13 protein-coding genes are annotated in these 14,888 nt (G+C 43.4%); 7 read left to right on the forward strand and 6 right to left on the reverse strand.

What is annotated here, in order from left to right:
• The first annotated feature begins 126 nt into the window (after nt 1-126).
• Nucleotides 127-1,035 (forward strand): alpha/beta fold hydrolase, encoded by a 909-nt coding sequence (locus BLS64_RS11620; protein ID WP_093113762.1) that lies wholly within the window; start codon nt 127-129, stop codon nt 1,033-1,035.
• Nucleotides 1,036-1,081: 46 nt separating this feature from the next.
• Here the strand turns inward: BLS64_RS11620 and BLS64_RS11625 are convergent, their stop codons facing one another.
• A complete protein-coding gene (locus tag BLS64_RS11625; RefSeq protein ID WP_245693448.1) occupies nt 1,082-2,062 on the reverse strand; it encodes a L,D-transpeptidase in 981 nt (326 codons plus the stop codon).
• Nucleotides 2,063-2,320: 258 nt separating this feature from the next.
• Between BLS64_RS11625 and BLS64_RS11630 the strand changes: the two genes are divergently transcribed.
• Entirely contained in the window at nt 2,321-2,701 is a 381-nt protein-coding gene (locus BLS64_RS11630) for a hypothetical protein (protein ID WP_143019312.1), read from the forward strand.
• 180 nt (nt 2,702-2,881) lie between these two features.
• On the forward strand, nt 2,882-4,081 hold the full coding sequence (locus BLS64_RS11635) for a DEAD/DEAH box helicase (RefSeq protein WP_093113760.1): 1,200 nt from the start codon (nt 2,882-2,884) through the stop codon (nt 4,079-4,081).
• A gap of 107 nt (nt 4,082-4,188) precedes the next feature.
• Here the strand turns inward: BLS64_RS11635 and BLS64_RS11640 are convergent, their stop codons facing one another.
• On the reverse strand, nt 4,189-4,929 hold the full coding sequence (locus tag BLS64_RS11640; RefSeq protein ID WP_093113759.1) for an SDR family NAD(P)-dependent oxidoreductase: 741 nt from the start codon (nt 4,927-4,929) through the stop codon (nt 4,189-4,191).
• A gap of 108 nt (nt 4,930-5,037) precedes the next feature.
• On the opposite strand from BLS64_RS11640, the gene BLS64_RS11645 reads away from it, so the two are divergent.
• Nucleotides 5,038-5,565, forward strand: a complete 528-nt coding sequence (locus BLS64_RS11645; RefSeq protein ID WP_093113758.1) for a macro domain-containing protein — start codon at nt 5,038-5,040, stop codon at nt 5,563-5,565.
• A 100-nt stretch (nt 5,566-5,665) separates the two neighbouring features.
• Here the strand turns inward: BLS64_RS11645 and BLS64_RS11650 are convergent, their stop codons facing one another.
• The 4 genes from BLS64_RS11650 to lon form a co-directional block, all read right to left on the reverse strand.
• The gene (locus BLS64_RS11650) at nt 5,666-6,664 is read right to left on the reverse strand and encodes an NADP-dependent oxidoreductase (RefSeq protein ID WP_093113791.1); all 999 of its coding nucleotides are present in this window, start codon (nt 6,662-6,664) and stop codon (nt 5,666-5,668) included.
• 175 nt (nt 6,665-6,839) lie between these two features.
• On the reverse strand, nt 6,840-8,675 hold the full coding sequence (gene rpsA / locus BLS64_RS11655) for a 30S ribosomal protein S1 (RefSeq protein WP_093113757.1): 1,836 nt from the start codon (nt 8,673-8,675) through the stop codon (nt 6,840-6,842).
• A 542-nt stretch (nt 8,676-9,217) separates the two neighbouring features.
• A complete protein-coding gene (gene cmk, locus BLS64_RS11665) occupies nt 9,218-9,910 on the reverse strand; it encodes a (d)CMP kinase (RefSeq protein WP_093113755.1) in 693 nt (230 codons plus the stop codon).
• 123 nt (nt 9,911-10,033) lie between these two features.
• On the reverse strand, nt 10,034-12,484 hold the full coding sequence (gene lon / locus BLS64_RS11670; protein WP_093113754.1) for an endopeptidase La: 2,451 nt from the start codon (nt 12,482-12,484) through the stop codon (nt 10,034-10,036).
• Between the two features lie 218 nt (nt 12,485-12,702).
• On the opposite strand from lon, the gene BLS64_RS11675 reads away from it, so the two are divergent.
• From BLS64_RS11675 to BLS64_RS11685, 3 genes are read left to right on the forward strand one after another with little or no spacing between them, the layout of a single operon-like run.
• Nucleotides 12,703-13,257, forward strand: a complete 555-nt coding sequence (locus BLS64_RS11675; RefSeq protein ID WP_245693450.1) for an RNA polymerase sigma factor — start codon at nt 12,703-12,705, stop codon at nt 13,255-13,257.
• Nucleotides 13,247-13,801 carry a hypothetical protein gene (locus tag BLS64_RS11680; protein ID WP_093113753.1) on the forward strand — a complete coding sequence of 185 codons (555 nt, stop codon included), beginning with the start codon at nt 13,247-13,249 and terminating at the stop codon, nt 13,799-13,801. Before BLS64_RS11675 ends, BLS64_RS11680 begins: the two co-directional genes overlap by 11 nt.
• Nucleotides 13,782-14,876 carry a hypothetical protein gene (locus BLS64_RS11685; protein ID WP_093113752.1) on the forward strand — a complete coding sequence of 365 codons (1,095 nt, stop codon included), beginning with the start codon at nt 13,782-13,784 and terminating at the stop codon, nt 14,874-14,876. The genes BLS64_RS11680 and BLS64_RS11685 overlap by 20 nt, the downstream gene beginning before the upstream one ends.
• Nucleotides 14,877-14,888: the final 12 nt, after the last annotated feature.

The following is a 14,888-nucleotide window of genomic DNA, read 5'->3' on the forward strand; positions in this document are numbered from 1 at the left end:
CTTTCTTCCGGAAAATAATTGGAAAAGGGCTGTAACAAAACCTTTGTTGAAAAGTCTGTAGAAAAATGCCTTGAAAAAGTTCAGATACTTCTGAAGGCTCATTTTAATCATCTAACAAATCTGAAAATGAAAAATCTCTTCCTTTTGTTCGCACTGTTGCTGATAAATTATTCGGCCCAATCAGAAGTAGTTAAGGTAACAACCACAGATGGCGTTGATCTCTACGTGAAAGTAGAAGGAAAAGGTACTCCCCTGCTTTACATTCATGGCGGGCCGGGATCTGGAAGCTATTGGTTCGAGAAATTCTTTGGAGAATTCATGGAAGAACATTTTACCGTAGTTTATCTGGATCAGCGAGGAGTGGGAAGATCGGGAAGCGCTAAAGACGGAAATTACTCCATGGATCGTATGGTGCAGGATTTTGAGGAGATAAGGCAGCAACTGGGCTTTGACAGCTGGCTTACCCTTGGCCACTCTTTTGGAGGAATTCTGCAAATGGGCTACGCCGAAAGATTTCCGAAGGCCCAGAAAGGCATGCTGATGATCAACTGCACTCTTGACATTACCCAAACCTGCTGTGAAAGCTGGTTTCCCAAAGCTGCCGAATTTTTAGAGGAAAAGTATACTTCCTGTGAAACAGACAGTATTCCGGTAGTAGAAAGAATGGGATATTTTGGAAACAAGCTTCGCGAGAAAAAGCTGTTCTGGAAAATGGCTTATGAAGATCAGGCTAATGAAGCAGTTATGGACAGTACTTTATATGCAATTCCTCACTTTAATTATGACTTTGGTAACGCGGCCATGAACAATCCTGAATTCTGGAACAATTTCAAATCGCTTACCCAGAAAATGGAAATGCCGGTGCTTTTCTTCTACGGAAGAAGGGATTGGATGATAGGGCCTGAGCATTACAAAGGTGTGAACTTTCCGCAGTTGATGCTATGGGAAAGCGAAGTAGGACATATCCCGTTCCTGGAGGCTAAAGAAGATCTTAAAAATGCTATTCTGGCTTATTTGGAGAAATATGACCTTTAAAGAATCTCATCGATCAATCAACAAAAAAGCCCCGTCTGGGGCTTTTTTATTGTATGGTCTCTATCTCGGTTCCCAGAGGAAGGGCAATTTCTCCCGCAGGAGGTTCGGGTTTGGCAAAATTCCGTTCATCCTTAAAATACTTTGCCACATAATTTTTCAGAGTGTCCCTTTCAGCAGGAGTTAGAAAATTGTTTTTTGGATCCTCTGCCATTTTCAGCCATGGGAAAGGGTTCTCATAATCGTATTTTCCAAATACCATAAAAGGAGTTCCATTTCTTTCAATTACCTGTCCTCTTTTATCCAGTTTCCACTGCTGCGCCCAATCGTAAACGTAAGTAGCATCTTCCTTCCGCAGCCTTACACAGGCATGGCTGGCAGGATAACCAGGCATGGAATATTCATGCACCCCTACCCCTTCAAAGTTCATGAAGTTAAAGTAGTATGGCATCAGCCAGTCGGGATTTATGGTACTTACCTTCTTACGGGCTTTGTAGTTTCCGTAGAACAAGCCATTTGGAGTTGGTGTAGATCTTTTACCTGAACTCACCGGCCCCCAGCGCACCAGTTTAGCTCCTTCGTAGAGTGCTATCCCTTGTATTCTTTGGTTTATGAGAACGGTTTTGGGAATGGAATCAAGTATTTCCAGTTGCTTCGGAAAAGGAGAATAATCCATCAGATCACCTGTAAGAGTGTCGGGAATGACAAGCTTGTCCCCGGCATCAAGTCGCCAGGCGTCCATGCGATTAAGCGCGAAAATAAGGTGCTGTTCCTCCCTGGAAAATCTGTTTTTAAAACTATCTACCACAGCCCGGGTAGGCAGGCTGTCCACTTTGTAAGTCATTATGATTTCCGGCTCCTTCTTCTTTACAGGACTTGCATTTAATACAGTGTCTTTAACTTCTTCTTTTGAAGGGTGTTCCTGCTGCTTCATTTCGGTTGCCCCGGTGTCGCAGGAAAAGATCACAAACGTGACCACAGCCAGGATAATCAAAGCATTAAAGAACCTGTATGTCAGATCTTTATCCACGGTGTAGATTTTAATTAGGTTGATCAATTTATATACCGAAAGATTGTAAGAATTGATTCGATTGACGGTTAAGGAAGCGCCAAAGCTTTGATAAAAAATCCTAATGTTTTTCACGGGGAACAGCTGAATTTACAGGATATTTGGCGAAATTTTGAGGGTAAGCATCTTCAGAAGGCAGGAATTTTCTTTGAAAAACAGCTGTTCAGGCTGGGCTAATTAACAAGAAATTAATATCTTGTGGCTTTACAACCAGATGCTATGAAAAACCTCGTTCTACTTTTAATGATGCTGATAGGCACAGGCCTTTATGCCCAGGACACTCCTGAAATCTTTAAAGGAGCCGGTGTCGTTTTTTCGGGAGACAATAGCAACTTCAGCAAGAACAGGCAGGTTGTGGAATTTACCGGAAATGTGCATTTCACCACAGATATAGTGGAAATAGAAAAGGCCGACAAGATTGTTTACGACAAGAAAACAAAAACATTTACCATTAGCGGCTTCAAAGAAATGCGTCTGCATGGGAAAAAGAAAATGGCTTCAGATTACGGCTCTACCACACTCAAAGTAGATCTTGGGGACTGTGTAGCTTACCTCATCCCCGACAGTAGCGCCTGTCCCGACGGCAAAGGCAATTGCTAAACTACCTGTTTTATTTAACGGCCCGGTTTTTGACTCATCACATGAGGCAAGGATAAAAAGTTTATCTTTGGCACCTTCTTAACATCCAAACGGCAGGTTGTAAGCCGGTCAAGAACAAAAAATCCATCGCTGTTTCAGAAAATGCAACGTCTTTTCCAGCATTTCAGATATACATAATTAATGTCATTCAAGAATTTAGAATTATCACAGCCTCTCCTGAAGGCCATAAAAGATCAGGGCTATACCACTCCCACTCCTATTCAGCAACAAGCCATTCCTTTAGTATTACAGGGAAAAGATCTTTTGGGGATAGCCCAGACAGGAACGGGAAAAACAGCTGCCTTTGGAATTCCGCTTTTACAGAGACTGGAAGAAAGTAACATTTCCGGAAGAGGAATAAAGGCCCTCATCCTTACTCCCACCAGGGAACTGGCCATACAAATAGACGAGAGCCTTACCGCCTACGGAAAATACACCAGATTAAAGCATACCGTCATTTTTGGCGGAGTTTCTCAAAACAAGCAGGTGCAGAAATTAAAAAATGGAGTGGATATCCTGGTGGCGACACCGGGGAGATTGCTCGACCTTATGAACCAGGGCTTTATAAGCCTGAAGCACTTACAGATCTTCGTACTTGATGAAGCTGACAGAATGCTGGATATGGGCTTTATACATGACGTAAAAAAGGTGATCAAGGTACTGCCTTCAAAGCGGCAGACGCTTTTCTTTTCGGCTACCATGCCCGAAGAGATCCAGAGTTTATCGAATATGATGCTGAAGAACCCTGCGAAAGTGGAAGTCACGCCTGCATCATCTACTGTAGATAAGATCCAACAGCGCATCTATTTCACCAATAAACCCGATAAGCGAAAATTACTTCTGCATTTGCTGGAATCTAACGGCATCTCCAGTGCGCTGGTCTTCACCCGCACCAAACATGGCGCCGATAAGGTGGCAAGATTCCTTGGTAAGGCAAAGATAAATTCCGCCGCCATTCACGGAAATAAAAGTCAGAATTCCCGCCAAAATGCTCTGAAGAACTTTAAGAGCGGAGAACTCAGTGTCCTGGTGGCTACCGATATTGCCGCCCGGGGAATCGACATCGATGAACTAAAGCACGTATTCAATTTTGATCTTCCTAATGTTCCGGAAACATACGTACACCGTATTGGCCGAACCGGCCGTGCCGGGAATGATGGTATGGCCATCTCCTTTTGCACTTCCGAAGAGAAAAAGGACCTGAAAGGAATAGAAAAACTAGCCGCAATTAAGATCCCGGTGGTAGAGGAGCATCCCTTCCCACTCGATCCAAACGCGCAACCTGCGCCGGCTGCTTCTCCAAAGAGAAACAGAAACAACAGGCAAAGAAGAAGGCGTTAAACACTTCAAACTTTCCGAATTATATAAATAAGTAAGAAACCTTTTCCCTCAGGAAAAGGTTTTTTTACTTTTTCCAACTTCTAACTTCGAACATCTAACTTCAAGGATCATCTTGCCAGATATCCTCCATCGATCGGGTAATAAGCTCCCGTGGCAAAAGAAGCTTTGTCACTGCCCAGCCAAAGAATGAGTTCGGCTACTTCTTTACCTTTTCCAAAGCGGCCTATAGGATGCATAGCTACCAGCTGTTGTTTCAGATCATCATCAAGTTGATCCAGAAGCGGGGTGTCGATAAATGCCGGCCCCACGGCATTGACACGTATATTTTCTGAGGAATACTCCAAAGCGGCTGTTTTAGTGATTCCCAAAGCAGCGTGTTTGGCAGCCACATAACCGGCTGAACCCATAAAACCAACACTTCCTAAAATGGAGGAAATATTCACAATGCTTCCGCCTCCATTTTTCTGCATGGCCGGGATCTGGTATTTCATACCGTAAAACAGGCTGTCCAGATTTACTGATATCACCTTATGCCAGCCTTCCAGGCTCATATCGGCAATTTTATTGGCCTCTCCGCCTATTCCGGCATTGTTCACTGCAATATCCAGTTTTCCGTAGGTTTCAATGGCAAAATTTACCAGGGCCTCATTTTCTTCGGCTACAGAAACATCGGCTTTGAAAAACGCCGCATTCCCGCCGTTTTTTTTGATTCTTTCGACCACAGCCTTGCCTTTCTCTTCCTGAATATCGGAGACCACCACACGGGCGCCTTCCGCAGCAAAAAGAGCAGCTGTGGCCTCGCCAATGCCAGAAGCTCCGCCGGTGATTATTACAACTTTATTCTTCATTTTTAATGATCTTTAGATTTCTCCGGAAGTTACCAAAATTCACCCCTCGTGAAGAATGACTTTTATCACCACCTGATTTTCCTTAACTTTAGATAAGAAGAAAAAGCTATGGAAAAAGAATTTTCAGGAATAAGCATAGAATGTCGACAAGGAGATATAGTTAACCAGGAAGACTGTGAGGCCGTGGTCAATGCGGCCAATGCGCAACTGGAAACCGGAGGCGGCGTTGCCGGGGCCATTCACAGGGCTGCGGGTCCTGAACTGGCTAAGGAAGCCAGACCTTTGGCACCCATAAAACCCGGGGAAGCCGTGATCACCAGCGGACAAAAGTTGCCCAATAAGTACGTGATCCACTGTCTTGGACCTGTCTACGGTCGTGATAAACCAGAAAATGAAATTCTGGCAGCCTGTTACCGGAATGCATTGAAACTGGCAGAAGAAAAGGGAATAAAATCAATAGCTTTTCCGGCAATTTCAACCGGCATCTTTGGCTACCCTGTAGAAGAAGCTGCAAAAGTGGCTTTTTCCACTATAATTAAAGAAGGGCCTTCACTGAAACAAGTCAAAAAGATCAGGTTTGTGCTTCACAGCATTCAAGACCTGGAGGTGCATGAACGGATTCTGGAACAGATGTAAATCCTGAGGCGACCTGCCTCTTTTCACTTACAACGATTAATTGAATTTGGGAGATTGCTCAACTCTCATTGCTCATTGTTCATTGCTCATTGCTCATTGCTCATTGAACTTTCACCACCATTTTCCCAATGTTCTTACCTTCAAAAAGGCCTATGAAAGCTTCGGGCAATTTATCAAACCCTTCAATAATGGTTTCCTCATAAACCAGTTCTCCTTCCTCTAGCCATTCGGAAAGTTGCCTGAAGGCAGGTCCAAAATCTTTTACATGATCCCTTACCAGGAATCCCTGCATTAAAGCTGTTTTTTTGATCAGGATCCCTTCGGGTCGAGGGCCTGTGGGCATTTCTTTTTCGTTGTATAATGAAATAGCGCCGCAGTTGATGATTCTTGCATCCTTATTAATGTTGGCCAGCACTGCATCCAGGATCTCGCCACCCACGTTGTCGAAGTAAACATCCACCCCGTCTGTACAACATTCAGAAATGGCCTTTTTCATATCGCCTGCAGTATTGTAATTGATTCCCTTGTCAAAACCCAGATCCTCTTCCATATATTTCACCTTTTCGTCACTGCCGGCAATTCCAACCACCATACAGCCTTTGATCTTACCAATCTGCCCGGCAATACTGCCAACCGCACCGGCTCCTCCGGAAACCACCAGAGTATCTCCCGCCTTGAGATCACCGATCTTTTCAAGTCCCAGGTAAGCGGTAAGGCCTGTTAACCCCAGAATTCCCAGGTAAGCAGAAAGAGGTGCTATTTCCTTATGAACCCGGTTAAGACCATTTCCCTTGGCCGTTTGAAGTTCCTTCCACTGCAACATTCCGCTTACATGATCTCCCTTGCTGAAAGCCGAATTTTTGGACTCTACCACTTCAGCCACCACCATGGATTCCAGTGGTTCGTTCAGCTTAAAAGGTTCAATGTAAGATTCCTCATCGCGCATCCTTCCGCGGAGATAAGGATCAACAGAAATATAAAGTGCCTTTAAAAGGATCTCCCCTTCTCCCGGCTCCGGCTGGCCTTCCTGAATGATCTCGAAATCTGAAGTAGAGGGCTTACCCTGAGGGCGATTCTTAAAAAGGATAGTTCTGCTCATATTTTTTGGTTTGGTTTCCCTGAAGTTACCTTTATTTATGCACATGAACAAGAGGCCAGGGCAGATTTCCCGAAGGATAACTTCATTTTAAGAATTCATATTTCGCAAAGATCAGGAACAAAAAAACCTCCTTAGTTGCCTAAGGAGGTTTTCATTATTTAAAAATGTTCAGGAATTACTTCTTCCCTTCCATTTTATCTTTCAACGCTTGAAGTTCTGCGTTCACATCACCAATAGTGGTGTTGTTCTGAGCCTGTTGCGCAGCGGCTTTCTTCTGAGCCTGCTTCACGATCTGAGCTTCTTCTTCCTTGTGGATAGCAGTGTGTGATGCTACCACTCTCTTGAATTCTTTGTTGAACTCAATGATCTGGAATTCTGCAGATTCTCCCTGCTTCAGTTTGCTTCCGTCTTCTTTTTCAAGGTGACGTTGCGGAACGAATGCAGTGATATCTTCATTAAAGTCAACTGTCGCACCTTTGTCAACGATCTCTGAGATCTCTGCAGTGTGAGTAGTACCTACAGCGAATTCAGTTTCGTATTTATCCCAAGGGTTTGATTCAGTTTGCTTGTGACCAAGGCTTAATTTACGTCCTTCAACATCAAGCTCAAGAACTACCACGTCAAGTTTGTCACCTACGTTAGTGAATTCTGATGGATGCTTGATCTTCTTAGTCCATGAAAGGTCAGAGATGTAAATAAGTCCGTCGATCCCTTCTTCCAACTCTACGAATACTCCGAAGTTAGTGAAGTTACGAACGATACCTGTGTGTCTTGAACCTACAGGGTACTTAGAAGTGATGTCAGTCCATGGGTCTGGAGTCAATTGCTTGATACCAAGAGACATTTTTCTGTCTTCACGGTCTAAAGTAAGGATCTGTGCCTCTACCTCATCTCCAACGTTCACGAAGTCCTGAGCTGAGCGCAGGTGAGTACTCCATGACATTTCAGAAACGTGGATAAGACCTTCAACACCTTCAGCAACTTCGATAAACGCACCGTAATCTGCGATCACAACTACTTTACCTTTTACTTTGTCACCAACTTTAAGGTTCTCATCAAGAGCTTCCCATGGGTGTTTGCTAAGCTGCTTAAGACCCAACTGGATTCTTGTTTTAGCCTCATCAAAGTCAAGGATAACAACGTTCAGTTTTTGATCAAGCTCAACGATCTCATTTGGATGGTTGATTCTTGACCAGCTAAGATCAGTGATGTGGATAAGTCCGTCAACACCTCCAAGGTCAACGAATACACCGTAAGAAGTGATGTTCTTAACAGTACCTTCAAGTACCTGACCTTTTTCAAGCTGCCCAATGATCTCTTTTTTCTGCTCTTCGATATCGGCTTCGATAAGCGCTTTGTGAGAAACAACAACGTTCTTGAATTCGTGGTTGATCTTCACCACTTTGAATTCCATTGTTTTTCCAACATATGCATCGTAATCCCTGATCGGCTTCACATCGATCTGTGAACCAGGAAGGAAAGCTTCAATTCCAAATACATCTACGATCATACCACCTTTGGTACGACATTTTACGTATCCGTTCACGATAAGACCTTCGTCGTGCGCTTTGTTCACACGATCCCATGCTTTGATCACACGAGCCTTACGGTGAGAAAGGATCAATTGTCCTGTAGCGTCTTCACGAACATCGATCAATACTTCTACCTCATCACCAACTTTAAGATCTGGGTTGTAACGGAACTCGTTAAGAGAAATTACACCTTCACTTTTCGCGTTAATGTCGATGATCGCGTCACGATCTGTAATGTTGATCACTTTTCCGGTTACAACTTCGTCATCTAAAGTGTCAACGAAATTCTCGGCTACAAGCTTCTCGAATTCTTCCAGCTTGTTATCGTCGATAGGATCAATTCCTTCTTCGTAATTGTGCCAGTTGAATTCCTTTAAGAATTGCTCAGGATTTTGCTGTTGTGCAGCAGTATCAGGTTGAGATGCAGTATCCATTCCTGCTACTTCCTGAACTTCTTTGTTTTTGTTTTCTTCAGCCATTGCTGATAATTAATTTGTATCCTGTATTCTTCGGAAGAAATTCTGCAATAAAAGAACACAGAAGTGTTTATAATATTGATTTTCAACCCTTTTACTCTTCCGGGTATTGCTAAAAGGAGTGCAAAAATACGATTAATTATTACAATTAACAATTGTCAAGAAACAATTATCAAAATTTTGGTTTTCAGGCGGTTGTCTTTTACAGTAAATGTTTAGTTGGCATTTTTTGCCACGAATCCACTAATCATTTTCTTTTCTGCGGAAATCTTTGTGGCCGTGGAAGTGTTTAGCCACGGATGCACTGATGTACCACATTTATCCGGAATTCTCAGTGAACTGCGGAAGAAATCATTTAAAAAAGGAAGAGTTAAGAAATTGACATTTTTGAGAGGTTTTGAATTCTACCGCTAATATCCCACTAACGTCCATCTTCAAATTTTCAAATTCACCAAATCTTCAAATCTTTATCTTGAAATTTGACGTAAATTACTTCGACTTTTCCTCCCTTCGGTCGGGCTCTGTCTGACAATTTTTGTTAATTGTTAATTGCTAATTGCAGCATTGTACAACTCAAGGATCTTCTCAAACTGCCCCGTCAAAGCAAGATGTGAATTATCAATCTCCTTGGCATCTGATGCCTTGACCAGCGGAGAGTCTTCCCTGGTAGTGTCCAGGTGATCTCTCTCCTGTACGTTTCTCAAAACCTCTTTATAAGTCACCTCTTCTCCCCTTTCAGAGAGTTCCTTAAATCTTCTTTGGGCCCGTTCTTCGGCCGAAGCAGTCATGAAGATCTTTAGTTCAGCATCAGGAAAGACTACCGTTCCGATATCTCTTCCATCCATGACAATGCCTTTCTCTTTACCCATTTGCTGCTGCTGGGCTACCAGCATTTCCCTTACTTCCGGAATTGCAGCGATCTTGCTCACATATTCTGAAACCTCCATTTGCCTGATCTCTTTCTCTACGTTCTCGCCATTCAGGTACATTTCTCCAAAACCTACTTCCGGATTAAAGATGAACTTCAGCTTTATCAGAGATAATTCCTTCACTAAAGCATCCCGGTCTAAATTATTTTCAGAAATGTAATTTTTCCGCAGGGCATAAAGGGTCACCGCACGGTACATGGCCCCGGTATCCACATACACGTAGCCCAGTTCTTTTGCCAGCTGCTTGGCTACTGTACTTTTACCTGTTGAGGAGAATCCGTCTATCGCGATGGTGATCTTTTTGGTCATGAAGAAATCAGGGTTTGCTTATGGTTTTGCAAAAATAGCAAATAGGATGGGATACTATAGGTTTTCCTGTCATCTATTCCTGATATAGGAAAAGAAAAACCCGGCCTTAGCCGGATTTTTCATTTATAGTTCTTTAGGATTTTTCACCTTCTCGTCAAGTATCGCCAGATCGATGACCTCCTTCATTTCCTTCACGTAATGAAAGGTAAGTCCTTTTAGATATTCATCCTTGATCTCTTCGATATCCCTGCGGTTCTCTTCACACAAAATGATCTCCTTGATGTGGGCCCGCTTGGCAGCCAGGATCTTTTCCTTGATCCCGCCTACAGGCAACACTTTTCCTCTCAGGGTGATCTCTCCTGTCATGGCAATGCTCTTCTTTACTTTTTTCTGAGTGAAAAGAGATACCAGTGAAGTCAGCATGGTGATTCCGGCACTTGGGCCGTCTTTTGGTGTAGCTCCCTCCGGTACGTGGATATGCACATTGTATTTCTCAATAACCTCGGGATCTATTCCAAACTCTTTTGCATTTCCTTTGATATATTCCAGGGCAATGGTCGCCGATTCCTTCATCACTTTCCCCAGGTTACCCGTAATGTTCAGGGCTCCTTTTCCTTTGGAAAGTATAGACTCGATAAACAGAATATCTCCTCCCACCTGGGTCCAGGCAAGGCCGGTGACCACTCCTGCAGTCTCATTGTCCTCGTACTTGTCGCGTTCCATTTTAGGGCTACCCAGCACTTCTTCAATATCGGCATCTGTGATCTTGACATTGTACTCCTGTTCCATCGCGATGTTCTTGGCAGCGAAACGCACCATCTTGGCCAGTTGTTTCTCCAGGCTACGTACTCCGGACTCACGGGTATAGCCTTCCACGATCTTCTCAAGCTGCTTCTTCCCTATCTTCAGGTTTTCTTTTGAAAGACCATGCTCTTTAATCTGCTTCGGAAGCAAATGCTGTTTGGCAATTTCCACCTTTTCTTCGATGGTATATCCTGTTACATTGATCATTTCCATACGGTCTCTCAAGGCCGGTTGGATATTGGCAATATTGTTTGCCGTCGCAATGAACATCACTTTAGAAAGGTCAAAAGGCATCTCCAGGAAGTTATCATGGAATTCGCTGTTCTGCTCGGGATCCAACACCTCCAGTAAAGCCGAAGAAGGATCTCCGCTGTGGCCGATGCTCAGTTTATCCACCTCATCAAGTACAAAAACCGGATTGCTTGTTCCGGCTTTTTTCAAAGACTGGATAATACGTCCGGGCATTGCCCCAATGTAAGTCTTACGGTGTCCTCTTATCTCTGCTTCATCCCGCAGTCCTCCAAGGGAGACCCTCACATACTCTCTGCCCAATGCTTCTGCAATAGAACGTCCCAGGCTGGTCTTACCCACTCCAGGAGGCCCAAAGAGGCACAGAATAGGAGATTTCATGTCATTCCTGATCTTAAGAACTGCGAGGTATTCTATGATTCGCTCTTTTACATCCTCAAGTCCGTAGTGGTCACGGTCCAGGATCTTTTGAGCTCTTTTAAGATCGAATTTATCTTTACTGAACTCGTTCCACGGAAGTTCCAAAAACAGGTCCAGGTAATTTCTTTGTATCGAATACTCCGCTACCTGCGGATTCATTCGTTGCATCTTGGACAATTCCTTATCAAAATGCTTTTTAATGTTCTCAGGCCATTTCTTCTTCTTGGCGCGGGCACGCATCTCCTCTACTTCCCCTTCATGTGAAACCCCTCCAAGTTCTTCCTGTATGGTCTTCATTTGCTGGTGAAGGAAATATTCCCGCTGTTGCTGACTCATGTCGCTTTGAACCTTTGACTGGATGTCATTCTTAAGCTCCAGCTTATGGTACTCCATATTCATGTACTTCAGGGTAGCCAGCGCCCGGTCCTTAAGATCATTAGTCTCCAGCAATTTTTGTTTTTCCTCAACAGAAAGATTCATGTTCGAAGACACAAAATTGATAAGGAAAGAAGGACTTTCAATATTTTGAATCGCAAAGGAAGCTTCCGAAGGTATGTTTGGACTGTTCTTTATGATCTGTAGAGCAAGATCTTTTATAGAATCAATGATCGCGCTGAATTCTTCATTGTCCACCGCGGGCCTGGCCTCGGGCACCTCCTTGATCCGGGCTGTCATATAGGGTTTCTCGGTGATCACCTCGGCCACTTCAAAACGTTTTTTACCCTGAATGATCACGGTAGTGTTCCCGTCAGGCATCTTCAAAACCCTTAAGATGCGTGCCACGACCCCCACCTTATTGATATCCTTAACGGTAGGATTCTCTACTTTTTCATCTTTTTGCGAGACCACCCCAATAACCTTACTATCGCCATTGGCCTCATTTATCAATTTAATAGAGGTATCACGGCCGGCGGTGATGGGAATCACAACACCGGGAAACAACACGGTATTCCTTAATGGAAGTATTGGCAGGATCTCCGGGAGGTTTTCTTTATTTATTTCTTCTTCATCTTCGGGGGTCATTAGGGGAATCAACTCAGCGTCTTCATCTATTCCCTGTAATGACAGACTGTCAAGATCTGTAAATTTTGTTCTGCCCATATCTATTTTTAAGTCAAACTGTCACTGCAGTTATTTATACAATATCAAAAAACTGCTATTTCTTTTCAGAAATCACCTATAAAACAAGGCTTTAAAGCAGTATACATCAGCAGTATTTCAATTGTTGTGCCAACGTACCCGAAATTTTTTAAAAGAAATTTTTCCAAAAGTGTAACAAATGAGACCTTCACCTATCTTTATAGTAAAGCATTGATATTTTGCCACTAACCACCACACATATTGATGAACTTATAGAAAAATGCCGTCGGGGAGACGAAAGGGCCCAGATGATGGTGTACAACAAATACAGTAAAGCCATGTACAACACAGCTTTTCGTATTGTCAAACACTCTGCGGAAGCGGAAGACATCATGCAGGAATGTTTTCTGAAGGCTTTTTCAAAGCTCGATTCTTTCCAGGGAACCTCAACATTCGGGGCGTGGCTGAAGAAGATCGTGGTCAATGAGAGCATCAATATCTATAACAGGAATATTAAATATCAGGAAGTCTCTTATAATGACCAGTTCAAAAATGCTGCAGAAGACGGAATTTCTACGGAAGAATCTGAAGAAAACCCGAAAGTGAAAATGATCCTGAAGTGCCTTAATTCACTTAAAGAGAGTTATCGCGTAAGCCTTACTCTCCACCTGATCGAAGGGTATGATTATGAAGAGATCTGCGAAATACTGAATATTTCATACGCCAACTGCAGAACAACCATCTCAAGGGCTAAAGAAAGCCTACGAAAAAAACTTACGAGCTATGAAAACTGATGATCTAAAAGACATTTTTGACGAGCTTGATTTTGACATCGCCCAACCGGCACAGGATCATGAAGAGCGGTTTCGTCATAAGCTAAGGAAAAGCAGGAAAAAGAAGACCAGTAGATCTGGAGTGATCTCCCTGTGGGGGCCGGTAATGGCCGTAGCAGCTAGCTTCCTTTTGGCTTTCCTCATCTTCCAGGGTGCATTTAACCCACTCTCCCAGGAACAGGATCTCGCCAGTGTTTCTCCAGAGATGAAACAAACCCAGGATTTCTATGCTTCAGTGATAAAAACCGAACTGGAAAACCTGGAAGAGCAGAAAACCCCGGAGACAGAGGCTGTTATTGAAGACGCGCTCAAGCAACTGGCCATCCTGGAAAAAGATTACCAGAACCTTAAAAAAGATCTGGGCAAAAGCGGCCAAGACAACCGTGTGATCTACGCCATGATCTCCAATTTTCAGAAAAGAATAGACCTATTGAACACAGTTCTTCAAAAAGTAGAAACTATAAACACCCTAAAAAACAATAGCCATGAAAACAACATTATATAATCTCCTTTTCGCGCTCCTGCTGCTACCGGCAGTCGCATGCGCCAATGATGTCTATAAAGGAAAGTATAACAAGCAAAAGACCATTAAAAAAGAGTTCAAGGTCTCTGCCAACGATCTTTTGAAACTGGATAACAGCTATGGTAATATCGACATCGTCACCTGGGACCAGAACCGTGTGGAGATTGAAGTGACCGTCAAGACCAATGGCAATGACGAAGAAAAAGTTCAACAACGCCTGGATGAGATCAAAGTAAATTTCAGCCAGACGGGTGGCGAGGTAAGCGCCGAAACCATTTTTCCCAACACCAGCAATTCCTGGTTAGGCAGCCTCTTTGGAAGCAGCAGCAACGTCAATATGGAGGTGAATTACAGAGTTAAAGCGCCGGTCACTAATAACATGAACATTTCTAATGACTACGGAAGCATCAACCTGGATGAGCTCGAGGGAGACCTGAAACTTTCCTGTGACTACGGAAAGTTCATGATAAGAGAGCTTAGGGGAAACAATAATTACCTCAACTTTGACTACACCCGAAAAAGCTCTATTGGCTTTGTCAAAAAGGCCAAAATTCAGGCTGATTATTCTGAGTTCAGAATAGAGGAAGCCGGTACGGTTGACCTTTCCGCAGATTATACCGACGCGTATTTCGAAAAAGTGGAAAACATCAGCTTTAACAATGATTATGGATCATTGAGCATTGACAAGCTAAGAAACATCAAGGGCCAGGGAGATTACCTGGGCGTGAAGCTGGGAATGGTGTACAGCAGGGCCGATCTTAATATGGATTATGGTTCCCTAAGCATAGACAAATTGATGCCCGCCATCAAAACAGTAGAAATTGACAGCGACTACACTTCCTTAAAAATAGGTTATGACCCCGAAGCCGCTTTTGGGTTTGAAGTTAACACTTCTTACGGGGGAGTAAAAGGTCTGGAAGGCAACAACTTCAATGTAAATAAAAGGCACCAGTCCGGCAGCGATAATTATTTCCAGGGATACTACGGAAATAGTTCCGGAGGACAGGTAAAGATCAACTCCAGCTACGGCAGTGTCAATTTCAACAGCAAGAACTAATCATCAATCCAT

The organism is Salinimicrobium catena (assembly GCF_900102915.1).
GTDB classification, from domain to species: domain Bacteria; phylum Bacteroidota; class Bacteroidia; order Flavobacteriales; family Flavobacteriaceae; genus Salinimicrobium; species Salinimicrobium catena.